Origin of the sequence: Microvirga sp. (assembly GCF_014699075.1) — a bacterium.
Lineage (GTDB): Bacteria > Pseudomonadota > Alphaproteobacteria > Rhizobiales > Beijerinckiaceae > Microvirga.
On sequence record NZ_JACXAB010000003.1, the window covers coordinates 330182 to 356287 of the forward strand.

Genomic DNA, 26106 nt, shown 5'->3' on the forward strand with positions numbered 1-26106 from the left:
CTGTGGCTCTCATCGAAACGCGCGATCTCAGCCGGGTTTATGACCTCGACGCCGGACGCGTCGTGGCGCTCGACGGCGTGTCCCTCGCCATTGACCAAGGTGATTTCGTGGCCGTCATGGGACCTTCGGGCTCGGGCAAGTCCACCTTCATGAACCTGATCGGCTGCCTCGACCGGCCGACGGGCGGCCACTACCGGCTCGCCGGCACAGCCGTCGAGAGCCTCAATGCGGACGGCCTAGCGCGCCTGCGCAACCGCGAGATCGGCTTCGTGTTCCAGCAGTTCAACCTGCTGCCGCGCGTGGATGCCTTAGGCAACGTGGAGCTGCCCATGATCTACGCGGGCTTCGACCGCAGGACCCGTCGCGAGCACGCCCTCCAGGCCCTCGGCCGCGTCGGGCTTGCAGAGCGTGCCCATCACCGCCCGATGCAGCTCTCCGGCGGGCAACAGCAGCGTGTGGCGATTGCCCGCGCCCTCGTCAACAGTCCAAGCCTGCTGCTCGCCGACGAGCCGACCGGCGCCCTCGACAGCCGCACGGCGAACGAGATCATGGCGCTGTTCCAGGAACTCAACCGCGAGGGCGCCACCATCGTGCTCGTGACGCACGATGCGGAGGTGGGGCGACACGCGCAACGCCTCGTGCGCTTCCGCGACGGTCGCGTGACCGAGGATCGCCGTCAGACGCCCATCGATGCCCGCGATCTCGCACCGGAGGCCGCCGAGTGAGACTGATCGAGGCGATCCGCTCCGCGCTTTCCGCCATCATGGCCAACGCCCTGCGCAGCCTGCTCACGATGCTGGGTATCGTGATCGGCGTCGCGGCCGTCATCGCCATGGTGGCGATCGGCTCGGGCGCGCGCAATCTCGTCGACCAGCAGATCCGCTCGCTCGGTGCCAACCTCGCCATCGTGACGCCCGGCAACGTCACGCAAGGCGGCGCTCGCCTTGGCGCAGGCGCCGCCTCATCGCTCACCGACGAGGACGCGCAGGCGATCCGGCGCGAGATCGACGGCGTGGTGGCGGCAGCCCCATTCGTGCAGGGCGGCGCGCAGGTGGTGGCCGCCGGCAGCAACTGGGGCACGCGGATCTACGGCATCGACCTCGACTGGTTCTCCGCCCGCGAATGGGACGTCGCCACCGGCCGCACGTTCGATCCGGAGGAGATGCGCCGCGGCGATATCGTCATTCTTCTCGGGCAGACGGTGGCGCGCAACCTCTTCGGCGACGAGGATCCCATCGACCGGGTCGTGCGCGTGCGCAACGTGCCGTTCCGCGTGATCGGCGTGATGGCATCAAAAGGCCAGTCGGCCTTCGGCCAGGATCAGGACGACGTGGTCTTCGTACCGCTCGATGCGGGCCGGCGCCGCGTGATCGGCCGCAACTACGCCAAGGACCGCTCCGTCGGCTCGATCTTCGTGAAGTTCGCCAACGAAAGCGACATCGAGCCCGGCATCGGGAACATAACGGAGCTGCTGCGGCAGCGCCATCGCATTACCGGAGAACAGGAGGACGATTTCTCGATCCGCAACCTGACCGAGATCGCCAATACCGCGTCCGCCTCCGCTAATACATTGTCCATGCTGCTCGCGGCCGTCGCTGCTGTCTCGCTGCTGGTTGGCGGCATCGGCATCATGAACATCATGCTGGTCTCCGTCACCGAGCGCACCCGCGAGATCGGCCTGCGGCTCGCTGTCGGCGCGCGTCCGCGCGACATCCTCAGCCAGTTCCTCATCGAGGCGACCACGCTCTCCACCATCGGCGGCGCGCTCGGTATCGGTCTCGGCGCGGGCGCCGCCTATGCCGTGGCGCAGCTCGCCGGATGGCCCTCGCTCGTGTCGACAAACGCCATCCTCATGGCCGTGGGCTTCTCGGCTTTGGTCGGCATCTCCTTCGGGTTCTATCCGGCGCAGCGCGCGGCGAAGCTCGATCCCATCGAGGCGCTGCGGAGGGAGTAACAGTTGGAATTCGTCATCCCGGACGGCGTCAGCCGACCCGGGATCGTGAGCAGGATATGGTGCAGGTCTCCCTCTCCCTGAGAGAGGGTTGGGGTGAGGGGTTAGTGTCCTGTCAGGATAGACCTGTAACCCCTCACCCGCGCCTTCGGCGCGACCTCTCCCCCTGGGAGAGGTGAACCAGCGCCGCACTCGTCGAACGATCCCGGGTTCTGCTTCGCAGCCCCGGGATGACAGCCAGGAATTACTCCGCCGCCATCACACGATAGCTCGCCGGATCGTAGTTGAGGATCGGGCCGAGCCAGCGCTCGACCTCCGTCACGCTCATGCCCTTGCGCTCGGCGTAATCCTCCACCTGATCCCGCTCCACCTTCGCAACGCCGAAGTAGTAGGATTGCGGATGCGACAGGTAGAGGCCTGACACGGACGAACCCGGCCACATGGCATAGGATTCCGTGAGCTTCACGCCGATGCGGCGTTCGGCTTCGAGCAGGCTGAACAGCGTCGCCTTCTCCGTATGATCGGGTTGCGCCGGATAGCCGGGCGCCGGGCGGATGCCCTGGTATTCCTCGCCGATCAGACCGTCATTGCCGAGGCTCTCATCCGGCGCGTAGGCCCAGAATTCCTTGCGCACACGCTCGTGCATGCGCTCGGCGAAAGCTTCCGCGATGCGATCGGCCAGCGCCTTCACCATGATCGAGCGGTAATCGTCGTTCGCGCGCTCGAACCTCTCGGCGATGCGCACCTCCTCGATGCCGGAGGTGACCACGAAGGCGCCGATCCAGTCGGGCTTGCCGCTCTCGACGGGCGCCACGAAATCGGACAGGCAGATATTCGGCTTGCCGTCGCGCTTGGAGAGCTGCTGGCGCAGGCCGTGGAAGGTGGCAAGCTGGTCCGAGCGGCTTTCGCCCGTGAAAAGACGGATGTCGTCACCCACCGCATTGGCGGGCCAGAAGCCGATGATCGCCTTCGGGTTGAACCAGCGCTCCTCAACGAGCTGCTTGAGCATGGCTTGCGCATCGTCCCAGAGCTGGCGCGCGGCCTCGCCCTGCTTCTCGTCTTCGAGGATCGCCGGGAAGCGGCCCTTCAGCTCCCAGGTCTGGAAGAACGGCGTCCAGTCGATATAGGGCACGAGCTCGCCCACATCGTAGCTGCGGAATACACGTGCGCCGGTGAAGGTGGGCTTGGGCGGCTGATAAGCTGCCCAGTCGATCTTCAGGCTGTTGGCGCGGGCCTTCTCGATGGAGAGGCGCTGCTTGTCGGCCTCGGAGCGAGCATGCGCATCCGCCACCTTCCGGTACTCGGCCCGGAGCGTCTCCACATAGCCGTCCTTCATGTCGGACGAGAGCAGCGACGACACGACGCCGACTGCGCGGCTCGCATCCGTCACGTAGACGGCCTGACCCTTGTGGTAGTTCGGGTGGATCTTCACCGCCGTGTGCACGCGGCTCGTGGTGGCGCCGCCGATGAGGAGCGGAATGTCGAAGCCCTCGCGCTCCATCTCGCTCGCCACGTTCACCATCTCGTCGAGAGAGGGCGTGATGAGGCCCGAGAGGCCGATCACGTCCACATTCTCCTTGCGCGCGATATCGAGGATCTTCTGCGCGGGCACCATGACGCCGAGATCGATGACCTCGTAGTTGTTGCAGGCGAGCACCACGCCGACGATGTTCTTGCCGATGTCGTGCACGTCGCCTTTCACGGTCGCCATCAGCACCTTGCCGGCAGCCGAGCGTTCGGTCGAGCCGTTGGCCTTCTTCTCGGCTTCCATAAACGGCATCAGATAGGCAACCGCCTGCTTCATCACGCGGGCGGACTTCACCACCTGCGGCAGAAACATCTTTCCGGCGCCGAAGAGATCACCCACCACGTTCATGCCAGCCATGAGCGGGCCTTCGATCACGTGCAGCGGGCGCTCGACCTCTTGGCGCGCCTCTTCCGTATCCTGCTCGATGAACTCGGTGATGCCGTTGACGAGAGCGTGCTCAATGCGCTTAGCCACAGGCCAGGAGCGCCATTCGAGATCGGCGGCCTTGACGGCGCCGGTGCCATCGCCCTTGAAGCGGGGCGCCGCTTCCAGCAGGCGCTCCGTGGCGTCGGGACGGCGGTTGAGCACCACGTCCTCGCACAGCTCGCGCAGTTCCGGGTCGATCTCGTCATAGACCGCGAGCTGGCCCGCATTCACGATGCCCATATCCATGCCGAGCTTGATGGCGTGGAACAGGAACACCGAATGCATGGCCTCGCGCACAGGCTCGTTGCCGCGGAAGGAGAAGGACAGATTCGACACGCCACCCGAGATATGGGCGTGCGGCAGCGTCTCGCGAATGATGCGTGTCGCCTCGAGGAAGTCGACACCGTAGCCGTTATGCTCCTCAATGCCGGTGGCGACCGCGAACACGTTCGGATCGAAGATGATATCTTCTGGAGGAAAGCCCACTTGCTCTGTCAGGATCTTGTAGGCGCGGGTGCAGATCTCGACCTTGCGCTCCAGGGTATCGGCTTGGCCGACCTCGTCGAAGGCCATGACGACGACCGCCGCCCCATAGGCACGGCATATCCTCGCCTGCTCGATAAACGCCGCCTCGCCCTCCTTCATGGAGATCGAGTTCACGATGGCCTTGCCCTGCAGGCACTTGAGACCGGCCTCGATCACGTGGAACTTGGACGAGTCCACCATCACCGGCACGCGGGCGATGTCGGGCTCGGCGGCCACGAGGTTGAGGAACTCGACCATGGCCTTCTCGGAATCGAGCAGGCCCTCGTCCATGTTGACGTCGATGATCTGCGCGCCGTTCGCCACCTGATCGCGCGCCACGTCGAGCGCGGCCGCGTAATCGTTGTTGGTGATGAGCTTGCGGAACTTGGCGGAGCCGGTGACGTTCGTGCGCTCGCCCACATTCACGAACGGGATGTCGGAGGTGAGCGTGAAGGGCTCAAGGCCCGACAGGCGCATGAGCGGCTGCACCTTCGGAACCGAGCGGGGCGCCTTGCCGGCGACAGCTTCGGCGATGGCGCGGATATGCTCCGGGGTGGTGCCGCAGCAGCCGCCGACCACGTTCACGAGACCAGAATCGGCAAACTCCGCCAGCATGGTGGCGGTGGCCTCCGGGCGCTCGTCATAGAGGCCGAACTCGTTCGGCAGGCCGGCATTCGGATAGGCGCAGACGAGGGTATCGGCGACCCGGCCGATCTCCTGGATATGAGCGCGCATCTCGCGTGCGCCGAGAGCGCAGTTGAGACCGATGGAGAACGGCTCCGCATGGCGCACCGAATACCAGAAGGCTTCGGGCGTCTGGCCCGACAGCGTGCGACCGGAGAGATCGGTGATCGTGCCGGAGATCATCACGGGCAGCTTGATGCCCCGCTCGGCGAAGACCTGCTGCGTGGCCACGATGGCGGCCTTGGCGTTGAGCGTGTCGAAGATGGTCTCGATCAGGATGATCTCGGACCCGCCATCGACGAGCCCCCTCACCTGCTCGGCATAAGCCTCGCGCACCTGATCGAAGGTGACCGCGCGGTAGCCGGGGTTGTTCACATCGGGCGAGATGGAGAGCGTGCGGTTCGTCGGACCGACTGCGCCGGCCACGAAGCGGTGGCGGCCATCCTCCTTCTCGGCGATCAGCGCAGCCTCACGGGCGAGGCGCGCGCCGTCGAAGTTCAACTCGTAGACGATCTCCTCCATGCCGTAATCGGCCTGGGCAATGGACGTGCCGGAGAAGGTGTTCGTCTCGACGATGTCCGCGCCGGCCCGGAAGTAAGCGAGATGCACATTGCGCACCGCATCGGGCTGCGTGAGGATCAGGAGATCGTTGTTGCCCTTGACGTCCTGCTTCCAATCCCTGAAGCGCTCACCCCGGAAATCCTCTTCCGAGAAACGTGAATTCTGCAGCTCCGTGCCCATGGCGCCGTCGAGCACGAGAATCCGCTTGGATGCGGCTTCACGAAGCGCCTTGAGCACGTCGGAGCCATTGGCCGGGCGAGGAGTGAATGCAGTCATGCGATCTGTTCTCTTTGCATCGCAGCCGGTTCGTAGGCTGCCGATGGTGATTTCGGCAACGTCAGGCAGCAGCCTTCACGCTCTGGTCGCGCAGGCCAAGCAGATGGCAGATGGCATAGACCAGGTCGGCGCGGTTCATGGTGTAGAAGTGGAACTCGTTCACGCCGCGATCGACGAGGTCGATCACCTGCTCGGCGGCCACGGCTGCGGCCACGAGCTTGCGCGTTTCCACATCGTTCTCAAGGCCGTCGAAGCGGGCCGCCAGCCAGCCGGGAACGCTCGCGCCGGTCTTCGAGGCGAAGTTCGCCGTCTGCTTGAAATTCTGCACCGGCACGATGCCGGGCACGATCGGGATGCTGATGCCGCGGGCGTGCACGCGGTCGAGAAAGCGGAAGTAATGATCGTTGTCGAAGAAGAATTGGGTGATGGCGCGATCCGCTCCGCAATCCACCTTGGCCTGCAAGGCGTCGATATCCGCATCCAGCGATGACGCTTCGGGATGCTTCTCCGGATAGGCCGAGACGGAAACCTCGAAGTCGCCGATGGCCTTGATGCCGGCGACGAGATCGCAGGTCTGCTGGTAGCCGCCCGGGTGCGGCTCATAAGCCGTGCCGATCCCGCTGACCGGATCCCCGCGCAGAGCCACGATGTGGCGCACGCCCGCATCCCAGTAAGACCTCACGACATCGTCGACCTCGCGCTTCGTGGCCGCAACGCAGGTGAGATGCGCGGCAGGCTTCAGGTCCGTTTCCTGCACGAGGCGGGAGACCGTGGCGTGAGTGCGCTCGCGGGTCGAGCCGCCTGCACCGTACGTCACCGAGACGAACTGCGGATTGAGCGGAGCAAGACGCTGAATCGACGACCACAGGGTCGCTTCCATCTCTGGAGTCTTCGGCGGGAAGAACTCGAACGACACCTTGATCGGACGCGAGGCCTGCCGGCTGGGGCGAAGGGTGAGCGGTGACATCAGGCAACCTCTCTGTCGGGTTCGTTCAAGGGCCAATCCGTCACCACGCGGCGATCCTGGCCAAGCCAAAGGGATACGGTCAGATGCTCCTCGCCCTTCTTGGGCGGAGCGATCTCCCGGTTGAGGGTGCAGTCGAGTCCGGCCTCGTCGAGCCAACCGGCCACCTGTGCCGGAGCAAAGCCGAGGCGGCGATGAGCCTGCGCCTCACGCAGGAATTCGAGGCTGTGGGGCGCGAAATCCACCACGAGGATGCGCCCGCCCGGAGCGACGAGACGCGCCGCCTCACGGATCGCCCGGGCCGGATCATCGAGATAGTGCAGAACCTGATGGATGACGACGAGATCGAAGGTGTCGCGCGGGAACGGAGGAGCATAGATGTCCCCCTGGCGCAGCTCGATTCCTCTTAAGCCCGCCTTCTCCAGGTTGGCGCGGGCCACCGAGAGCATGGCATGGCTGGCATCGAGGCCAACGGTTCGCTGGGCGCGGGGCGCCAGCAGCTGCAGCATGCGGCCGGTGCCCGTGCCGAGATCGACGAGGTTGCGGATCGTGCGCGTGCCCAGGGCATCGAGCACGGCGGCCTCAACCACAGCTTCCGGGGCATGGAGAGAGCGGATCCGGTCCCATTCCGGCGCCAAGCGCGAGAAGAAGGCCTGCGCCGCCTGCGAACGCTGGGCGCGCACCGCCTGAAGCCGCGTCCGATCCTCCAGCAGCTGCGGATCGGAGCGGTCGAGGCTCTCCAGGGTCGGACGGATGATACGCAGGGCGACGCCCCTGTCGGTGAGCCGGAAGAAGGCCCAGGCTCCCTCGCGATGCCGCTCCACGAGACCGGCCTCGACCAGAAGCTTCAGGTGGCGGGAGATGCGGGGCTGGGACTGGCCCAGGATGTCGGTGAAATCGGAAACGGAGAGTTCACCCTCCGTCAAAAGGGCAAGCATCCTCAGGCGCGTCTCTTCCGCGGCGGCCCGCAGGACGTCGAGGGTCAGGTCCAAGGATGGAGACGGGGTGTCAGGCACAGCCAAATCTCGCTCTTACATATAAAGATATGTTTATATCTTATTTGCAGTGGGAGCAAGCAAAGCCTTAGGACTTTTCTCGGCGGACCTTGGCGCGTCCTGACAGAACCACCAGCACGAAGACAGCCCCAGCGACGAACCAGGCGGAGAGCGCGATCTCCTCCCGGTTGAGAAGGGAGGCGATCAGCAGGGTGATGAAGGTTTGCAGGAGCTGGACTTGGGAGACATGGGCGATGCCCCCGATGGCCAGCCCCGCATTCCAGGCGAAGAAGCCCAGATACTGGCTCATCAAGGCCACGTAGGCGAAGCTGACCCAGTTCCAGGCTGGAACCGTTGCCGGCTCCGCCGGCACGCTCCAGAGCGCCACCGGGATCGTGACCGGCAGGGCGACGACCAGAACCCAGGAGATCACCTCCCAGCCGGCCAAGCCCGCACGGGCGAGCTTGCCGGACAGCACGTAGCCTAGGGCCGACGACAGGGCTGCTCCGAGGAGGAACACATCTCCCTGCCCCAGCTGGCCACCGCCCTCATGCAGGGTGAAGCCGATCACGAGGGCAGCGCCGGCCAGAGCTGCCAGCCAGAAGGCCGGGCTCGGGCGCTCGCCGGCGATCAGGGCGCTGATGGCCGATGTGGCGAGCGGCAGGATGCCGAGCACCACGCCGCCGTGGGAGGCGGGCACGCTCTGCATGGCGAGTGCCGTAAAGCCCGGAAAGCCCGCGACCAGGCACAGGGCGACGAGTGCGAGGGTGCCGGTCTGCCGCCACGACGGCCAGCGCTTGCGGAGCAGAAGAAGCGTTGCCAAGGCCAGGAGTCCCGCGAGCGCTGCCCGCCCCGCGGTGATGAAGAGCGGGCTCAGGTGCTCGACGGCTATATGCGTGAACGGCAGTGTGCCGGCGAAGATGCACACGCCGACGAAGCCCAGAAGCAGGCCAAGGGTTTCGCGGGGCACGGAACGCCGGCTTACCGGAAGGGCGGTTCGTCGAAGCTGCGCAGCTTGCGCGAATGCAGGGAGGTGCGCTGCCCCCTCAGTATGTCCAGGGCCGACAGACCGATCATGAGGTGCTCGCTCACCGCTCGCTCATAGAAGGCATTGGCCGCGCCCGGCAGCTTGATCTCCCCGTGCAGCGGCTTGTCCGAGACGCAGAGCAGGGTCCCGTAGGGCACGCGCAGGCGATAGCCCTGGGCCGCGATGGTGCCGCTCTCCATGTCCACCGCGATGGCGCGGGAGAGATTGATCTGGCGCCGCTCCTGGCTCCAGCGCAGCTCCCAGTTCCGGTCGTCATAGGTCACGACCGTGCCGGTGCGCAGGCGCCGCTTCAGCTCCTCGCCCTTCTCGCCCGTGACCTGAACCGCCGCCTCCTGCAGGGCCACCTGGATTTCGGCAAGCGCCGGGATCGGGATTTCCGGCGGCACGGCCCCGTCGAGGATGTGGTCGCGCCGGAGATAGCCGTGGGCCAGCACGTAATCGCCGATGGACTGCGACTGGCGCAGGCCCCCGCAATGGCCGACCATGAGCCAGCAATGGGGCCGCAGCACCGCCAGGTGATCCGTGATGTTCTTGGCGTTCGACGGACCGACACCGATATTGACCAGGCTCACCCCCTGCCCGTCCTTGCGCATCAGGTGATAGGCCGGCATCTGGAACCGGTGCCACGGGGACGAACCGATCAGATCCTCGACCGTCGCCTCGTCCAGTCCCCGCTCGATGCTGACCCCGCCGGGCAGGTCGAGCCGCGTATAGGGTCCGTTCTCGTCGGCCAGCTCCTTCACGGCCCAGCGGATGAACTGGTCCACATAGCGGTGATAGTTGGTGAGCAGGATCCAGGGCTGGACGCAACGCCAGTCGCTGCCGGTGTAATGCACCAGCCGGCGCAGGGAATAATCCACCCGGGCCGCATCGAACAGCGCCAGCGGCCGCGCCTCGTTTTCATGAAACATCCAGGTGCCGTCGGCGATCTCGTCGCCGACCTTGGCGAGAAGCGGCGTCGGGAAGTGCTGGGCGAGCTCGGAGGCGGAATGCGCCCCCCGGCCCAGCTCGTCGCCGCGCTCGAACACGTAAGGATAGGGGATCTCCTGGTCGCTGACCCCGACCTCGATGGTGGCGCCGTAGTCGCGCACGAGGAAGTTCAGCTGCTCCAGCAGGTAGTTCCGGTAGAAGGTCGGCTGCGTGATGGTGGTGGCGTAGACGCCCGGGCCCTGGAACTTGGCATAGGCGCGCTGCTTGATCGGGGGCACAGACGATGCCCGGTAGTCCAGGCGCAGCTCCGGATAGCGGAAGCGGGAACGCTCAAGCGGCGTGGGGGCGGTGCCGGTGGCGAAGAAGTGCTCCAGCGCATGGCGCTGCGCCTCGATGGCGCTGTCATGGAGCTCGATCAGCCGCGCGACGGCTTCTTCAGGGGTTGCAACGGATTCGAAGCTGGAAATGTTGTCGACTGGCACGTGGACTCTCTTCTTATGTCTCGTGCCTCAAGGGTCATACACTGTTTCGTCGCAGAACCCAACTCACTTTGAATAAGCTCGGCGGACACTCATGCCGCGGATCCATAGCCGGCCCAGGATCTATCCATCAGGCGAAGTTCACGCAGTCCCAATAATGAAATAGAATTGAGCATGGGGGCAAAACTCTTGATGTCTCCTGCACAGAACCGGGCGTTCGTGCGGGAAAGGAAGGCATACAATGCTTCGCACAGTTTCTCTCGTTCTAGCCTTCAGCCTGGCCACCGCTGCACCAGCCCTCGCGCGCCGCTGTCCGATGGACATGGCGGCCATCGACAAGGCCGTGCAGACGGCGCAGCTCTCGGCCGCCGACCGACAAAGGGTCATGAGCCTGCGCCAGCAAGGCGAGGAAGCCCACAAGGCCGGCAATCATCCCGAGTCGGAGAGGCTCCTCGACGAGGCCAAGAGGATCCTGAAGATTTAGGATGTCGGCAGACGTTTCGCGGGCGCTCAATATAAAAGGACGCGGGCGAGCTCCCGCGTCCGATGCCTGTGACGAGGCAAGTCCCGGCGGACGTTACCGCGAGAACTTCTTGTACTTGATGCGGTGCGGGATCGTGGAATCCGTGCCGAGGCGGCGCTTCTTGTCCTCCTCGTAATCGGCGAAGTTGCCCTCGAACCATTCCACGTGGCTGTCGCCCTCGAAGGCGAGGATGTGGGTGGCGATGCGGTCGAGGAACCAGCGATCGTGCGAGATGATCACGGCGCAGCCCGCGTAATCCTCCAGCGCCTCTTCGAGCGCGCGCAGGGTGTCCACGTCGAGATCGTTGGTGGGCTCGTCGAGGAGCAGGACGTTGGAGCCCGACTTCAGGATCTTGGCCAAATGCACGCGGTTGCGCTCGCCGCCCGAGAGCACGCCCACCTTCTTCTGCTGGTCGGAGCCCTTGAAGTTGAAGGCGCCGCAATAGGCGCGGGCGTTGATCTCGCGCTTGCCGAGATAGAGGATCTCGTTGCCGCCAGAGATCTCCTCGTAGAGGGTTTTGTTGGCGTCGAGCGAGTCGCGGCTCTGGTCGACGTAACCGAGCTTCACGCTCTCGCCGATCTTGATCGAGCCCTCGTCCGGCTGCTCCTGGCCGGTGATCATGCGGAAGAGCGTCGTCTTGCCGGCGCCGTTGGGGCCGATGATGCCGACGATGCCGCCCGGCGGCAGCTTGAACGACAAACCATCAATGAGGAGCTTGTCGCCAAAGGCCTTCTTCAGGTTGTCGAACTCGATGACGTTATTGCCGAGGCGCTCGGCGATCGGGATGATGATCTGAGCGGTCGTCGGCCCCTTCTCGTTGGCCTTGGCCACGAGGTCCTCGTAGCGCTGGATACGCGCCTTCGACTTGGCCTGACGGGCCTTCGGCGAGGCCGACACCCACTCGCGCTCGCGCTCGATGGTGCGCTGGTGGGCCGCGTCCTCACGGCCCTCCTGCTCGAGGCGCTTCTGCTTCTGCTCGAGCCAGGAGGAGTAATTGCCCTCGTAGGGAATGCCGCGCCCGCGGTCGAGCTCCAGAATCCAGCCCGTCACGTTGTCGAGGAAGTAGCGGTCGTGGGTGACGATCAGGATCGCGCCCGGATAGTTGCGCAGGTGGCCTTCCAGCCAGCCGGTCGTTTCGGCATCCAGGTGGTTGGTAGGCTCGTCGAGGAGCAGCAGCTCAGGCTGCTCCAGGAGCAGCTTGCACAGGGCCACGCGGCGGCGCTCGCCGCCCGACAGCTTGTCCACGGACCAGTCGTCCGGCGGGCAGCGCAGGGCGTCCATGGCCTGGTCGACCTGGGAGTCGAGATCCCACAGGCCCTTGGCCTCGATCTCGTCCTGGAGACGGGTCATCTCGTCCATGGTCTCTTCGGAATAATTCATGGCCAGCTCGTTGTAGCGGTCGAGGATCGCCTTCTTGGGGGCCACGCCCTCCATGACGTTCTCGCGCACGTTCTTCGACGGGTCGAGCTGCGGCTCCTGCGGCAGGTAGCCGACGCGGGCGCCCTCAGCCACCCAGCCCTCGCCGGTCCAATCCGTATCGGTGCCGGCCATGATGCGCAGCAGGGTCGACTTACCGGCGCCGTTGACGCCGAGCACGCCGATCTTGGCGTCCGGATAGAAGGACAGATGGATGTTATCCAGGACCTTCTTGCCGCCCGAATAGGTCTTGGTGAGGCCACGCATGTGGTAGATGAATTGACGGGACACGGAAAAAGCCCTGCTTGATCGAGATGTGAATGGAGTTGGCCGTCAGTTAGCAGGGGCGGAGGACCGGGGCAAGGCGGGGGAGTGTCGCCACGGGTTCGCCGCCAGCAGAGTTCCAAATGGCCAGCACTGTGCGGCCCGCAGCGTGAGCTGGGAGCCTTCTAAGGCAATCGAGGGTGGCGCGACGGGCAGCCCGGCTCGATGATGGATGGTGATAGGGAAGAGCCGAACTGTCTCTTCGCGCACGGCTTCTTTAGGCGTTCAAGCGATGCCGGCCCGGTGACCGCCTCAGGCGGGGCCCGCCTGCTCAGCGGGGGCCTTGAACCGATTCCGACCACCGGCACGCAGCCTGGGCCTCCTGTCGGTGCGGCTTGCGAGGCTGCACCACAGGACCGTGCCTGCTCCCACACTGCGACGCCTCGCGAGCGCGCCCCTCGACAGGAGCAGGTCTACACAACGATATAGCCGAGCTTGCAGCTGCTGTCAAGAACAAAATAGGAACATGCACAGGACTGTCATTCCGGGGCGAGCGGGAGCGAGAGCCCGGAATCCATAACCGCTGAGAGTGCAGGAAGAGGCGCTACGCTCCTCGCTCTTTTCTGAGCCGTCGTGTTTATGGATTCCGGGCTCCGCTATGCGGCCCCGGAATGACAGGTAGCGTGTCCATTCCCGGCCGGAGCTTCAGCGGAGGGGAAGGGAATCCATCATGCTGAGCGTGAGAGTGGATCCCCTTCCCTCGCCTGCGGCTCGCCGGGGATGACACCGGCAAACGTCATCACCGGCCTTGTGCCGGTGATCCCGATCCGTGAGGCGCAACGCTCTTCTAATCGGGATGGCCGGCACAGGACCGGCCATGACGCCGGTGGGGTCATCGCTGGACAAGAATAGCGCGGCCCTCCCCCGGGAAGGTGAGACTTATCCGCATCAAAGCCCGAACGGATAGGTCTCCGGCATGCCCTTGCCATGGGCGTGGGTGAGCGGCTTCACGGCCCTGGTCTCGTCGAACCAGACAAAGGCGTCGAACTGCTCGGCAAGCACCGCTTCGAAGTAATGGCTGTAGAGCTCGGTCTCCGGCCGGTAGACCACGCCGATGGCTCGTTCCAAGCGTGGCCGGGAGAGTGCCTCGGTCAGGTCGGCCTGGCCGTTCTCGCGCCAGTCGGTGAGGAAGCAACCCAACCCCGCATCGCGGAAGATGCGCTCATGGCTGTCAGGTCGCGCCGGGCGGACGCTTTTGACCTGCATGGGCTCATCCCAGTCGTCCGCCGCCGCCACCGTGCCGCGATCCGTACTGAGCCCGATGAGAACGGCCTCGTTGCGGTAGGTCTTGCGGCAGAGCTCGCCGATGTTGAACTCGCCCTGCCAACCCATGGCCGTGGCGGCAGCGTTGCCGATATGGGAGTTGTGCGCCCAAACGACGGCCTTGGCGTTGTCGCGGCGCGCGAGCAGGCTCTGCAGTGTCTCGAACATGTGCCGGTCGCGCAGATTCCAGGACTCGGTCGCGCCCTCATACATGATGCGGTAGTAGTGCTCGGCCGCATGGACGATCTTGGCGTTCTGGACCGCATCGAAGAAAGCCTCGCCGCCGTTGGCTTTAAGATATTCCATGCGCTTGTCGAGGATATCCTGAAGCTGGCGCAGCAGGGCCTCGTCGCAGGGCTTCTTCTGCCCGGTGAGAACCGCGCGGCCGTAGCGGGCCGGATCCGACTGCCAGGGGCTGAGGCAGCCATAGCGTCCCCGGGCATCTTTCGCGGCTTCCGGATCGACCTTATCGAGGTAATCGAGCACGGAGCGGATGGACCCGTGCAAGCTGTAGACATCGAGGCCACGGAACTCGGCACGCATATCCTCGGCACGATCCCTGTTGTGTTCGCGCATCCAGTTGACGAAATCGGCCACCTCCTCGTTGCGCCACATCCAGGTGGGGAAGCGCTCGAAGGCCGCGTCGTCACCGTCGGGAACAGGGCGATGACGCACATAAGCATCGATCCGGGCTGCATCCGGCCAGTCGGCCTCGACGGCCACGATGGTAAAGCCGTGCTGCTCGATGAGACGCCGGGTGATGGCGGCGCGGGCGCGGTAGAACTCCGATGTGCCATGACTCGCCTCGCCCAGGAGCACGACCTTGGCATCGGCAAAGCGGTCGAACATGGCGCCGAAAGCCTGCTCGTCGGCGATGGCCGGCAGAGGCTCTCCATGCTCGCGCACGAGATCGACGGCCTCCTTGATGGAGGCATCGTTCTCGCTCTGCTTCCAGGACAAGCGCGCCATGGCTGCATCTCCGGCAAGGCCGGGTGCACCATATCCCGGCTCATCCGAAGAACGGCGGCAGGACTCGGCTTGTTCCGCCTGATAAACACATCCGCCTGAATGGAAAACGGCCGGAGATTCGCTCTCCGGCCGTTGGTCTGCTCAGAAAAATCGGCGTCTACCAGAACCAGATGTCGCCGCGTTCCAGGGTCGAGGCCTTGAAGTTCTTCAAGGTCAGGACGTCACCTTCGCCAAAATTGATGACAGTGTCGCGGCCAACCTGTTTCACCAGTTTCATGAACGTTTGCATGACCTCCGCGTCAGTCCTGCCGCGGCCGATGCCGGTATCGTTCATGTTGCCCTGGATAATGAGCTGATCTTCTTCTTTGAGCTTGAAGTCGTAGATGACGTCCTTGTTAATTCCTTCGCCAATCATGAAATTATCGGCGCCTTTACCACCCCATAGCTTGTCGATGCCGCCACCGGGGGTCACCAAGTCGTCCCCTTTGCCGCCCCAGAGCTGATCGTTCCCGAACCAGCCTTCGACAACGTCATTGCCATCGCCGCCATAGAGTTTGTCGTCGCCATCTTCACCTTCGACCCTGTCGTCGCCGACGCCACCCTGCATGGTGTCGTTGCCGGCACCGCCAGCCAGTTGATCGTTGCCGGCTTCGCCATAAAGCTTGTCGTGGCCGTCGCCTCCAGCGACGAGATCGAATCCCTCACCGCCACGCACGAGGTCATTGCCGGCCTCGCCATAGAGCATGTCGTTGCCGAGGTCGCCACGGACTTGGTCGTTGCCTAAGCCGCCGTAAGCGATGTCGGCGCCATCCCCACCATAGAGCCGGTCCGCTCCGGCATTGCCCTCGAGGTAGTCGTCGCCCCCATTGCCAGAGATGGCGTCATCGCCGTCGCCGCCATCGACGGTGTCATCGCCGAGCCCTCCGATCAGCCTGTCGTTGCCGCCGCGGCCATGGACGAGGTCATTGCCGGCAAGCGCGTTGATCGTATTGGCCCGGCTGGTCCCGGTGATCTCGTCATCGCCAGACGTTGGCTTGACCGAAGGTCCGGTCTGGCCGACGGTGAAGGTGAACCACTCGGCACGGATGGGCTCCGACGCGAGGATGGTAATGCTGCCGTTATCGAAGGCTACCTTGTAGCCTCCCGCTATAGCGGTAATCTGAAGATCCGTGTAGCTGGCGGCACCTGCATTGAGCAGACGGATCCGATCACCCTGAGTATAGCTGAAATCGAGAATTGTATCGTCGCCATCTCCACCGGAATAGGAGAAAACATCCGCGCCCTTGTTGCCTCTGAGAGTATCGTTTCCTGAGCCGCCGATCAGCGTGTCGTTGTTGAAACCTCCGCTCAGCGTGTCAGCAAGCGATGTGCCGGTTCTCTCAAGCCCCGCGACGGAACGAGGGTCTTTGAAATACTGCTCGATCAGCGCGTCCGCGAGCTTCCCGTGAGTGGAATATCCGACGTCAGGAGACGGATCGATCACTCCTGCGCTCGCGTCATAATTCCAGAACCAGTAGCCGGCCAGCCAGCCCTCATCCAGGCGATCGGTGAGGATCTTGTAGAAGGCCTTGTGCATGTTGAGCTGTTCGACTTCGTCGACGGGATAGGGCTCACCCCACTGCCATGGAGCCGTGTTGTTGCCATCCATGCTGCGGAAGCCAGCCTCGGTGAAGACGAGCTTCTTGCCGAACTGATCGGCAATCCGCTTCAGGGCATCCATCGCGGAGATGTTCTGGCCGAACTTCTCAACGATGGGAACTCGGGTGCTGGACACATCGGACGGCTTGGTCCAGCCATCGATCAACTGCTGCAGCGTCGGATTGAAATTGTTCTGCGTGAAGGCGATGTAGGGATTGGTTCCGATGTAATCGAGCTTGTCCCAGAACTCGACGTGGAGCGCTTCCGTCCAAGTGGCCGCATAAGTCAGCTTGACATTGCTCCCCACGATCTCGCGGACGTCCTCGATGATATCGTTCCAGTGATGCGTGAAGCGAGGATGCGTCATGCTCTCGCATTCGTTGCCGATGGCGAAGGTCGTGACGCCCTGCTCCTTAGCCAGCCGCGCATAGTGAAGGACGGCTTCCTTATAGGAAGCAAACCACGCATTGCCGAAGGTCGCCCACTGCGCTTCGGTCGGCGGCGTTCCGTCGGGATTGTTGCCGGGACCGATCAGCGCGTTCCAGTCGTCGTTCTGCATGTTCACATGCAGCTTGAAGATCACTTCCAGGCCACGGGCCTTGGCCTCTGAAATGGCTGTTCTGATGGAGCCGTCGCTCTCCGTCCGCGGGCGGCCATCGACGTTATTTCCGCCGGGGTCTCCATTGTCGCGGTAGACCGTGGTGGACTTGAGGCTGTCCATGTAGACGGTGGGAACGATAACGACCTGGGAAGCGCCATCCTTCTGGATCTCGGTCAGAACGTCCCTGACAGCTTGGCTGCGATAATTGCCATCCCACCAGGACGGCATGCTCTCTGCCTGGAACTCAAAAAGCTTGGCCATGTAATCTGCCCCTAAGACTCAGAATTATCGCTTATTGTGCGTTATGAGCTTTCATTACAATATAACACAACATGCAGCAAGCGGAGCACGGGTGCGGCACATCGAGCCTCAGTCCCGATGCCTGTGGGAAAGAAGAACACCTAGCCGTCCCGAACTCGAAGAGGGATCCGCGCAGGGACACGTGCATGACGCAACGGCAAGCACGAAGCCTCAGGCGGCGGCACTCATCAGCGTGTTGAAGGCCTCTTCGGCCGCGATGACGGTTGCCATCTGGACGGTATGGGCGAAGCGGAAGGCATCCCCGTAGATCGTCTCATCCGGGAATTCCGTAATCAGCGTCATCGGGGTCGGGTGACGCTCGTCGGCCGTGATCAGGCAGGGGATGTCGTTGATGATTTCGTAGGGCGTTCCGCCGGAATGGATCGAGCAGATCTCGATCTGGCGCCGGTTGAACTCGGCGAGGTCCGGCACCGCCGACAGGCCCGTCGTGACGGCTTCGATCAAGGTCCTGGCCATCTCGCCCCAGGCGGGATGGTGCCGCATGATCAGGAAGAAGCCCTTCGGGATCGTCCAGAGCTCGAAGCCGCGCGGCAAATAGCCGGTGAAGGGTCTGGTCCATTCATGGGCCGGGTAGCCGTGAAAATTGAGGTGAAGCTGCGCGCCCGTCAGAGCCAGGGCCCGATTGCGGGCGCCGATCTCATAGACGGGCTCGCTGGTTCCATATTCCAGATCGTTGCCGAGCGACGTGTAGCGCGCAGCGTGGTGCATGTGCCGTGGGCTGCCCTCGCAGAGGCGGCCATGCAGGGCGTAGCCGTCCGGGTTCTCAACCGGGATATAGGCGATGTTCGCCTCCGGGTTGGCCAGAAGCCGGCGCACGGCCCGCAGGGTGCCGACGGGAGCCGAGGTCTCATTGGCATGCTGTCCGCTCGTGACGAGGACCGCCGCGCGCGAGCCAGGACGATAGAGGCCGCGCACCGGCCTCCCCTCGCGGGAAACACCCTCGAAGGTCACGCCGGGAAGCTCAGCAAGCTCCCGGTGGATCTGGGCAAGGGACGGTGCGGCATCCGCTGTTTCGATATCCTGCTCCGGCCGGGCCGGATCGGACGGCGCGCCGAAGGAGCGCAGGGCCACGCGGATGTCTGCGTCGCCTTCGCCTGCGCGGATGTCCGGCACGATCTGGCCGGGCTGCAGGCCGCGGTCGTCGGAGGGACGGCCCGAGCGGTGCTTGAAGAACTCGAGAATCGAGAAGTAAAAGTCCTCGTGCAGCGCCTCGCGGGTGCTCATGACCTCGTCGCCGTAAGCGAGTTCGCGCTCGATGCCCGGAATGGCGACATCGATGGCAAGCGTCTCCACATAGGGCTCCGTTGCAGGCCAGTCATGGACCATGACGGCCGCCATGACCTTGTGAAACACCTGCTCGATCTCGGTCTCGAGCGGCTCGTCGAGGTCAGGGCCGCCATCGGCACGCCCCGTCACCTTCAGCCAGCCGGTCGGGGTGAGGTCGACCTGGTCGAGATGGTTGGTGCGCAGGCGGTTGGGCGCGAAGACCTCATGCTCCGCAACACTCCCGTCCGCGTATTCAAGGGTGATCTGGTAGGTCAGATCGGCCTCGCCGGGCTCGAAGCGGGTCTCGATGCTTCCGAGCAGGGCCGCCAGGGGATAGGCCTCAGAGAGGAAGCGCAGGCGGTCGGCCTTTTCATGCATGGGATAGCGCACGGTCGCGCGGGCGACGCCCGCCATGTCGAACTCTTCGAGAAAGGCGTGCACGAGCGGCTTGTAGGCGCTGCGCAGGCGGGCATGGATGCCGGCCGCGGCAAAGACCTGTTCGGCGCGGCGACGCGCTGCTTCATCCTCGAACAGCCAGGCCTCGAGGATCATGCCGCGATGGTCATCGCTGGCCCATTCGCGCACGAGACTGTCGAGCGTGCGTGGAACCCGCTCTTCGAGCAAAATCGTCATTTCGAGGTCTGTCCTGTCGGATCGAGATAGTCGCGCAGCCAGTCGCCCAGAAGGTTCAGGCCGAGCACGGTGAACATGATGGCGAGCCCGGGAAACACGCTGACCCACCAGGCCGTCTGCAGATAGGTGCGCCCATCGGCGAGCATGCCGCCCCAGCTCGGAATGAGCGGATCGACGCCGAGGCCGAGGAAGGTCAGGCTGCTTTCAAGCAGGATGTTGTTGGCCACCTGCAGGGTCATGAGGATGATGATGGGACCGAGCACGTTCGGTAGAACGTGCGTGAAGATGATGCGCCCGTTGCCGACCCCGATGGCGCGGGCGGAGAGAATGAACTCCCGCTCCCGCAGGGCCAGCACAGTGCCGCGCACGAGGCGGGCATATTGCACCCATTGGGTGGCGATCATGACGAGGATCACCTTGTCGATGCCCGCGCCCAGGATGGCCAGGAACATGATCGCGACCAGGATGAAGGGCAGCGCGAGCTGAATGTCGACGAAGCGCATCAGGAGGATCTCGGCGATGCCGCGATAATACCCCGCCACCAAACCGACGAGCGTGCCGATGATGACGGCGCCGAGCACGGACAGAAAGCCGACCATGAGGGAGATCTTGCCGCCCACCGCGACGCGGGCCAGCACGTCGCGGCCAAGGGGATCGGTGCCGAGGAAGTGCTGCCAGCTCTGGAACGGCGGGATGAGCCTCGCCATGAGGTCCATGCCCTCGCCGCCGTCTGGGAACAGGATAGGCGAGAGCAGCACGACCAGGGCGATGCCGCCTGCGAAGAGGAGGCCGAGGACAAGCTCGAGCGACTTGAACCACGAGCGCGACGAGGAGACGGCCTGGGCCGTTGCCATGGGCTTCACTCCGTCCGGATGCGCGGGTCGATCAGCCCGTAGGCGATGTCGACCAGGAGATTGATGAGAATGATGAACAGCGCCAGCACCGTGATCGTGCCCTGGAGCACCGGATAATCACGGTTGGAAATGGCATCAAAAGCGAGCGTGCCCATGCCGGGCCAGTTGAACACCCGCTCCACGATCACGATGCCGCCAATGAGGCCTCCGAACTGCAGGCCGATATAGGTGACGAGCGGAATGGCCGAGTTGCGCAGGGCGTGCTTGTAGAGCACCACCCGGTCGCGCAGGCCCTTGGAGCGCGCCACCATGATGTATTGCTGCGAGAGCGTCTCCAGCATGGCGGTGCGCACGAGGCGCACATTGGTGGCCGTGAGGATGACCGCCATGGTGAGCGCGGGCATCACGAAGCTCTCCGGCCCTTCCATGCCGCTCGGCGGCAGGATTCCGAGCACGATGGAGAACAGGAGCACCAGCATGATGGCAAGCCAGAAGTTCGGGAACGACAAGCCGACCAGCGACAGGATGCGGATCACCTGATCGGGCCAGCGTCCGCGATGCACGGCCGCGTAGATGCCGAGCGGCACGGACAGGATGATGGAGGTGATGAGTGAGGCGAAGGCCAGCAGGAGCGTTGCGGGCAATGCGCGGGCAATAAGCATGGAGACAGGCGTGCCGCCCATGAAGCTTTTGCCGAAGTCACCCGTCAGAATGCCCTCAAGAAAACTGAAATACTGAACGAAGAACGGTCGCTCGAGGCCCAGTGACTGCCGGATGTTCTGCAGATCCTGCTCGGTGACGCTGCCGGCGCCGCCCACCAGCATGACGGCGGGATCGCCCGTCAGCCTGATCGCGAAGGAGACGATCAGCGTGACCGCGAGGATGACGAAAATGGCTTGCAGCAATCTTTTGAGGATAAAACCCGCCACAGGATTTCCTTCTACATTGGAACAGGCCCTGCTTTCGCAGGGCCTGTTCGATCATCATGAGGATGCGAGTTTACTCGACCGTCACATCGTTGAAGCGGAAGCGCCGGTCAGCCGGCGGCACGAAGTTCTTCACCCGCTTGCTCACGCCAAGCACAGTGTTCTCATTGTAGAGCGGAATTTCGAGCGCCTGATCGGCCACGTAGCGCGCGACCTCCTGCAGGATCTTCTGGCGCTGTTCCGTATCATAGATGGTGCGCTGCTTTTCAAGCAGGGCATTCAGCTTCGGATCGTTGTCGTATGGGTTCCACTTCTCGCCCGAGTGATACATCAGGTAAGCGGTGTTGTCGTAGTCGAAGGTCCATCCGCCCCAGGAATTGTGCCAGGCCTCACCGGTCTTGCCGTTCGGGATGATGTCGTTGAGCAGAACCGGAGGCTCGTGCGGCTGGAGCGAGGGCTTGAGGCCGAGCGCCTGGAAATAGCCGGCCGCCGCCTGTGCGACCTCGCGGAAGGTCGCGTCATTGCCGCGGAAGTCGATTCGCACCTGAGAACCAGCCGGCACATTCGCCTGCTGCAGCATCTGCTTTGCCTTGGCGAGATCGAAGGGCAGCGGCTTCAGGGCCGGATCGTTGCCGAATGACAGTTCCGACTGGAAGCTCGCGATCGGCTTGCCATGGCCGAGCAGCACCGCCTTGATGATCGCATCGCGATCAACAGCCATGGTAAGGGCCTTGCGGACGTTGATGTCCTTGGTGATGCCCTCCTTGGTGTTGAGACGCAGGGCCACGACCGTCGGGCCGGTGATGCTCACCAGAGTGGCGTTCGGGCTCTTCTCCACTGTCGGCGCTAGCCCGAAGGGGATGAGCGTCGCGATGTCGATGCGGCCGGCCTGGAGCTCTGCCACCTGGGTGTTGGCTTCAGGAATGAACCGGTTCACGACCTTGTCCAGCTTCGGCGCACCGCCCCAATGCTCGGGAAACGCTTCGAGCACCAGGTTCACCTTCGGAGTGTATTCAACGAACTTGAACGGGCCGGTGCCGACCGGGTTCATGTTGAAGTGCGCGTCGCCCTTCTCCTGAATGTACTTCGGCGGCACGATCATGCCGCCGTAGCCGGCGAGCTTGGTCAGCAGCACGGGATCGGGCTGCTTCATGATGAAGTCGACGGTATAGGGATCGACGATCTCCACCTTGGAGATGGAATTGTAGTTCGATTGCTGAGGACCCTTCTTGCCTTCCTCGCCGAGCAGGCGGTCGAAGGTGAACTTCACGGCCTCGGCGTTGAAGGGCTCGCCATTGTGGAATTTCACGTTCTGGCGCAGCTTGAAGCGGATGCGATTGTTGTTTTCGAGAAATTCCCAGGAGGTCGCAAGAGCCGGCTGGAGCTTCATGTCGGGTCCGCGCGAGAGCAGGCCGTCATAGATGTTGTTGGCCGCCGACGACCACGGCACCAGGAAGCTGTCGATGGGATCCCAGCTGCCGGGATCGATGGTGATTGCAACCGTAATGGTTCCCGCCGCCTGCGCACCGGATGCCATGAGCGGCATCACAGCCGTCGCGACGGTGAAACCGAGCGCTTTCAGTGTTGTCGAAAACTTCATCTTATCTTGTCTCCCTCTGGAAAATTCTTCTTACGCTGCGCCACGAAGCGTATCCGCCTCGATGGCCACCCAATGTCCCGGCGCGACCTCGCGCATGCGATGGATGGCGGGCTCCTGCCCGACCGGGCGCACCGGGCTCGGGATTTCGCCTTCGATCCGCACCTTCGCCCGCTCGCGCTGCGGATCGGCGATTGGCACCGCCGCGAGCAGCTTGCGGGTGTAGGAATGCTGCGGGTTCTCGAAGATAGCCTGCCGTGATCCGAGCTCGACGATCTGGCCGAGATACATCACGGCAACGCGATGGCTGATCTTTTCCACCACGGCCATGTCGTGGGTGATGAACAGGTACGACAACCGCCGCCTCTCCTGCAATTCCATGAGCAGGTTGACGATCTGCGCCTGGATCGACACGTCAAGCGCCGACACGGACTCGTCGGCGATGACGAGCTTAGGATCACTGGCAAGGGCCCTGGCGATGCAGATGCGCTGGCGCTGTCCGCCGGAGAACTCGTGCGGATAGCGCTTGGCATGCTGCGGCTGCAGGCCGACCTGATCGAGCAGCTCGTGCACGCGCCGCTCGCGCGCCTTGCGGTCATTGATCAGGCCATGAACGATGATCGGCTCGGCGATGCTGTAGCCCACCGTATGTCGCGGATCGAGGGAGGCGAAGGGATCCTGGAAGATGTACTGGATTTCCTGCCGCAGCCGCCGCCGCTCGGCCGGGCTCATGGCCCCCATGTCGCGTCCGTCGAAGCGCACCGTGCCGCCTGTGGGCTCGACCAGTTGCTGCAGCGTGCGCCCGATGGTGGACTTGCCGCTGCCGGATTCGCCGACCAGCGCCAGCGTCTCGCCGGGATAGATGTCGAAGCTCACCTCCTCGACCGCATGGACGCGGTGCGTCACCCGGCCGAAGAAGGTTTTTCCGACGTTGAAGCGCGTGGTGAGCTTTTCCACCTGGAGAACGGGCTTAGTGTAATCGGCCGTGTTCTGCTCATGCGTGCCGCCCACGGGCTTGGCCACGTTGCCATCCATCACCATCACGGGCGTGCGCTTCGGCAACGGCTGGCCTGTGAGGCTCCCTAAGCGCGGTACAGCCGAGAGAAGCGCTTTGGTGTAGGGATGCTGCGGCGACGCAAAGACGTCGCGCACCGGCGCCTGCTCCACCTTCTCGCCTTTCCACATCACCACCACGTCGTCGGCCATCTCGGCCACCACGCCCATGTCGTGCGTGATGAAGATGACGGCGGTGCCCATCTCGGCTTGAAGGTCGCGGATGATGTTGAGGATCTGTGCCTGGATCGTCACGTCGAGGGCCGTTGTCGGCTCGTCGGCGATGAGGAGCTTGGGATTGCAGGCGAGCGCCATGGCGATCATGACGCGCTGGCGCATGCCGCCGGAGAGCTGGTGCGGGTAACGGTCGAGGAGCCTGTCCGCATCCGGCAGGCGCACCTTCTGCAGCAGGTCCCTGGCCCGCAGCCGTGCGTCGCGCCCGTTCAGGCCCTGGTGCAGGATCAGCGTCTCAGCGATCTGGTTGCCGATGGTGAAGACCGGATTGAGCGACGTCATCGGCTCCTGGAAGATCATGGCGATGTCGTTGCCGCGGATCTCCCGGAGCCGGTCGTCAGAGGCTCGAACGAGATCAATGGCCTCGCCGCCATTGGGGCGGAACAGCACCTGCCCGCCCGTGATGCGCCCGCCCGTGTAATCGGTCAGGCGCATGATCGCCAGCGAGGTGACGGACTTGCCCGATCCCGACTCGCCGACAACCGCCAGGGTCTTGCCCGGCTGCACGTCGAAACTGACTTCCTTGACGGCTTTGAAGGGTCCATTCCCCGTGCCGAACTCCACCGACAGGGAGCGGACCGACAGGAGGGCTTCAGATTGACGATTGGGTGTGTCCGACATCCATCCACGCTCTTGAGACAGCACCGGCCTGAAAACCCATCAGGCCGGTACCTCTTCGATACCTGTTATCCATCCCAGCCGCAGTGCCGATACGTCAAGCACCGTTTGCGTCAGATCAGACAATCGCCTGGATCATAGATCCAGCGCAGCGCAAAGCGCGAGTCTTTTGTTATGTTGTCACCCACTCACCGCCGCGCATGAGCGGCTCAGGCATCCCGTCCTGTGTGATACCATCAACATCCACCCGGTCGGAGCCGATCATCCAATCAATGTGAATCAAACTCTTGTTGGAGCCGCGGGACGCCAACTCGTCCTCGTTCATGCCGCCCCCGCCCCGGATGCACTTGCTGTAAGCCTGACCAAGAGCGATATGGCTCGAGGCGTTCTCATCGAATAGGGTGTTGAAGAACAATAGCCCGCTCTGCGAGATCGGCGAGGAATAGGGCACCAGGGCCACCTCGCCGAGACGGCGCGCGCCCTCGTCCGTATCCAGAACCTTGTTCAGCACGGCCTCGCCCGTGCGCGCCCTGCTTTCGACGATGCGCCCACCCTCGAACCGCACCTGGATGTCCTGAATCAGGGTGCCGTTATAGGAAAGAGGCTTGGTGCTCGTGACCGTGCCGTCCACGCGATCCTTGTGCGGCGTGGTGAAGACCTCCTCGGTCGGGATGTTGGCGTTGCAGACGATGCCGTTCTTCGCCGCCGTCGAGCCGCCATTCCATTCGTGTCCATCTGCGAGGCCGACGCGCAGGTCGGTGCCGGGGCCGCGGAAATGGAGCGCGGCATAGTTCTTCTCGTTGAGCATGCGCGTCCGAGTCTGCAAGGCGGCGTTGTGCTTCTCCCAGGCCGCAATCGGATCCGGCGTGTCGACGCGGGACGCCGAGAAGATCGCCTGCCACAGCTTGGCCAGCGCCACCTCGTCCGTATCGTCCGGGAACACGGTCTTGGCCCAGGCCGGCGTCGCGGCGGACACGATGGTCCAGTTGATGTCGAAGCCCGCGATCATGTTGAGGGCCGGCATATAAGCCTTGGAGCGGGCCCGGTTGGCGCGGGAGACCTTGTCCGGATCCTCCTTGGCGAGGAGCGACGGATCCTCACCCACGATGGCAAGGCGGGCCGCGCCCTTCTTATAGGCCTCGGCCATGCCCTCGTAGAGCCAGGCCGGAGCCGTATCGAAGCTCTCATCCCGCCCATGGCGGAAGCGCATCAGCGTGCTCTCCTCGTCCGAGAAGATCGTGGTGACCAGGGAGGCACCGGCCTTGTAGGCATGCTCCGTGATGCGCCGTACCAGAGCCACGGCATCGAGCGGCGCAGTCAGGACCAGCTCCTGCCCCGGCTTCAGCCCGAGTCCGACCCGAATGGCGACCTCCGCCAGACGGTCGAGAAGCTGGGCGTGGAAGGCCGCATCGGGCAAATTCCGGACTTGTTCGTTCATGATCGTGGTCTCTCGACGCTGGAAAAGATGACCGGAGAGGCTACACGGCTATGCCGTCCATGCAA

The 26106-nt window shown here is 63.9% G+C and carries 17 protein-coding genes; 3 read left to right on the forward strand and 14 right to left on the reverse strand.

The window, feature by feature from the left end; all coding sequences use genetic code 11:
* Nucleotides 1–2: 2 nt before the first annotated feature.
* Nucleotides 3–725 (forward strand): ABC transporter ATP-binding protein, encoded by a 723-nt coding sequence (locus IC232_RS07080; RefSeq protein WP_312895120.1) that lies wholly within the window; start codon nucleotides 3–5, stop codon nucleotides 723–725.
* Nucleotides 722–1954 (forward strand): ABC transporter permease, encoded by a 1233-nt coding sequence (locus tag IC232_RS07085; protein WP_190844223.1) that lies wholly within the window; start codon nucleotides 722–724, stop codon nucleotides 1952–1954. Before IC232_RS07080 ends, IC232_RS07085 begins: the two co-directional genes overlap by 4 nt.
* 241 nt (nucleotides 1955–2195) lie before the next feature.
* Here the strand turns inward: IC232_RS07085 and metH are convergent, their stop codons facing one another.
* The 5 genes from metH to IC232_RS07110 form a co-directional block, all read right to left on the reverse strand.
* Nucleotides 2196–5951 (reverse strand): methionine synthase, encoded by a 3756-nt coding sequence (gene metH / locus IC232_RS07090; RefSeq protein ID WP_190844224.1) that lies wholly within the window; start codon nucleotides 5949–5951, stop codon nucleotides 2196–2198.
* 61 nt (nucleotides 5952–6012) lie between these two features.
* On the reverse strand, nucleotides 6013–6918 hold the full coding sequence (gene metF / locus IC232_RS07095) for a methylenetetrahydrofolate reductase [NAD(P)H] (protein WP_190844225.1): 906 nt from the start codon (nucleotides 6916–6918) through the stop codon (nucleotides 6013–6015).
* Entirely contained in the window at nucleotides 6918–7931 is a 1014-nt protein-coding gene (locus IC232_RS07100) for an ArsR/SmtB family transcription factor (protein WP_190844347.1), read from the reverse strand. The genes metF and IC232_RS07100 overlap by 1 nt, the downstream gene beginning before the upstream one ends.
* 67 nt (nucleotides 7932–7998) lie before the next feature.
* A complete protein-coding gene (locus IC232_RS07105; RefSeq protein WP_190844226.1) occupies nucleotides 7999–8880 on the reverse strand; it encodes a DMT family transporter in 882 nt (293 codons plus the stop codon).
* An 11-nt stretch (nucleotides 8881–8891) separates the two neighbouring features.
* Nucleotides 8892–10370 (reverse strand): AMP nucleosidase, encoded by a 1479-nt coding sequence (locus tag IC232_RS07110; RefSeq protein ID WP_190844227.1) that lies wholly within the window; start codon nucleotides 10368–10370, stop codon nucleotides 8892–8894.
* Nucleotides 10371–10608: 238 nt separating this feature from the next.
* Between IC232_RS07110 and IC232_RS07115 the strand changes: the two genes are divergently transcribed.
* A complete protein-coding gene (locus IC232_RS07115; protein ID WP_190844228.1) occupies nucleotides 10609–10851 on the forward strand; it encodes a hypothetical protein in 243 nt (80 codons plus the stop codon).
* A gap of 93 nt (nucleotides 10852–10944) precedes the next feature.
* On the opposite strand, the gene ettA is transcribed toward IC232_RS07115, so the two are convergent.
* The 9 genes from ettA to IC232_RS07160 form a co-directional block, all read right to left on the reverse strand.
* A complete protein-coding gene (gene ettA, locus IC232_RS07120; protein ID WP_190844229.1) occupies nucleotides 10945–12597 on the reverse strand; it encodes an energy-dependent translational throttle protein EttA in 1653 nt (550 codons plus the stop codon).
* Between the two features lie 921 nt (nucleotides 12598–13518).
* Entirely contained in the window at nucleotides 13519–14862 is a 1344-nt protein-coding gene (locus tag IC232_RS07125; RefSeq protein ID WP_190844230.1) for an erythromycin esterase family protein, read from the reverse strand.
* A gap of 157 nt (nucleotides 14863–15019) precedes the next feature.
* Entirely contained in the window at nucleotides 15020–17362 is a 2343-nt protein-coding gene (locus tag IC232_RS07130; RefSeq protein ID WP_190844231.1) for a glycoside hydrolase family 113, read from the reverse strand.
* A gap of 210 nt (nucleotides 17363–17572) precedes the next feature.
* On the reverse strand, nucleotides 17573–19321 hold the full coding sequence (locus tag IC232_RS07135) for a peptidase M14 (protein WP_190844232.1): 1749 nt from the start codon (nucleotides 19319–19321) through the stop codon (nucleotides 17573–17575).
* Nucleotides 19318–20175: an ABC transporter permease gene (locus IC232_RS07140; protein ID WP_190844233.1), complete on the reverse strand. Its 858-nt coding sequence runs from the start codon at nucleotides 20173–20175 to the stop codon at nucleotides 19318–19320. The genes IC232_RS07135 and IC232_RS07140 overlap by 4 nt, the downstream gene beginning before the upstream one ends.
* A 5-nt stretch (nucleotides 20176–20180) precedes the next feature.
* Complete coding sequence (locus IC232_RS07145; protein ID WP_190844234.1) at nucleotides 20181–21104, reverse strand: ABC transporter permease; 924 nt, start codon at nucleotides 21102–21104, stop codon at nucleotides 20181–20183.
* Nucleotides 21105–21174: 70 nt separating this feature from the next.
* The gene (locus tag IC232_RS07150) at nucleotides 21175–22701 is read right to left on the reverse strand and encodes an ABC transporter substrate-binding protein (protein WP_190844235.1); all 1527 of its coding nucleotides are present in this window, start codon (nucleotides 22699–22701) and stop codon (nucleotides 21175–21177) included.
* A gap of 30 nt (nucleotides 22702–22731) precedes the next feature.
* Nucleotides 22732–24606: an ABC transporter ATP-binding protein gene (locus IC232_RS07155; protein WP_190844236.1), complete on the reverse strand. Its 1875-nt coding sequence runs from the start codon at nucleotides 24604–24606 to the stop codon at nucleotides 22732–22734.
* 169 nt (nucleotides 24607–24775) lie between these two features.
* Nucleotides 24776–26041: an aminopeptidase gene (locus IC232_RS07160; RefSeq protein ID WP_190844237.1), complete on the reverse strand. Its 1266-nt coding sequence runs from the start codon at nucleotides 26039–26041 to the stop codon at nucleotides 24776–24778.
* Nucleotides 26042–26106: the final 65 nt, after the last annotated feature.

Excerpts from the sequence above, each read along its gene's own strand:
- IC232_RS07155 (WP_190844236.1), bottom strand. The coding sequence starts at position 24,606 with ATGTCGGACACACCCAATCGTCAATCTGAAGCCCTCCTGTCGGTCCGC.
- IC232_RS07130 (WP_190844231.1), bottom strand. The coding sequence starts at position 17,362 with ATGGCCAAGCTTTTTGAGTTCCAGGCAGAGAGCATGCCGTCCTGGTGG.
- IC232_RS07135 (WP_190844232.1), bottom strand. The coding sequence starts at position 19,321 with ATGACGATTTTGCTCGAAGAGCGGGTTCCACGCACGCTCGACAGTCTC.
- IC232_RS07150 (WP_190844235.1), bottom strand. The coding sequence starts at position 22,701 with ATGAAGTTTTCGACAACACTGAAAGCGCTCGGTTTCACCGTCGCGACG.
- IC232_RS07160 (WP_190844237.1), bottom strand. The coding sequence starts at position 26,041 with ATGAACGAACAAGTCCGGAATTTGCCCGATGCGGCCTTCCACGCCCAG.
- IC232_RS07140 (WP_190844233.1), bottom strand. The coding sequence starts at position 20,175 with ATGGCAACGGCCCAGGCCGTCTCCTCGTCGCGCTCGTGGTTCAAGTCG.
- IC232_RS07115 (WP_190844228.1), top strand. The coding sequence starts at position 10,609 with ATGCTTCGCACAGTTTCTCTCGTTCTAGCCTTCAGCCTGGCCACCGCT.
- IC232_RS07125 (WP_190844230.1), bottom strand. The coding sequence starts at position 14,862 with ATGGCGCGCTTGTCCTGGAAGCAGAGCGAGAACGATGCCTCCATCAAG.
- metH (WP_190844224.1), bottom strand. The coding sequence starts at position 5,951 with ATGACTGCATTCACTCCTCGCCCGGCCAATGGCTCCGACGTGCTCAAG.
- metF (WP_190844225.1), bottom strand. The coding sequence starts at position 6,918 with ATGTCACCGCTCACCCTTCGCCCCAGCCGGCAGGCCTCGCGTCCGATC.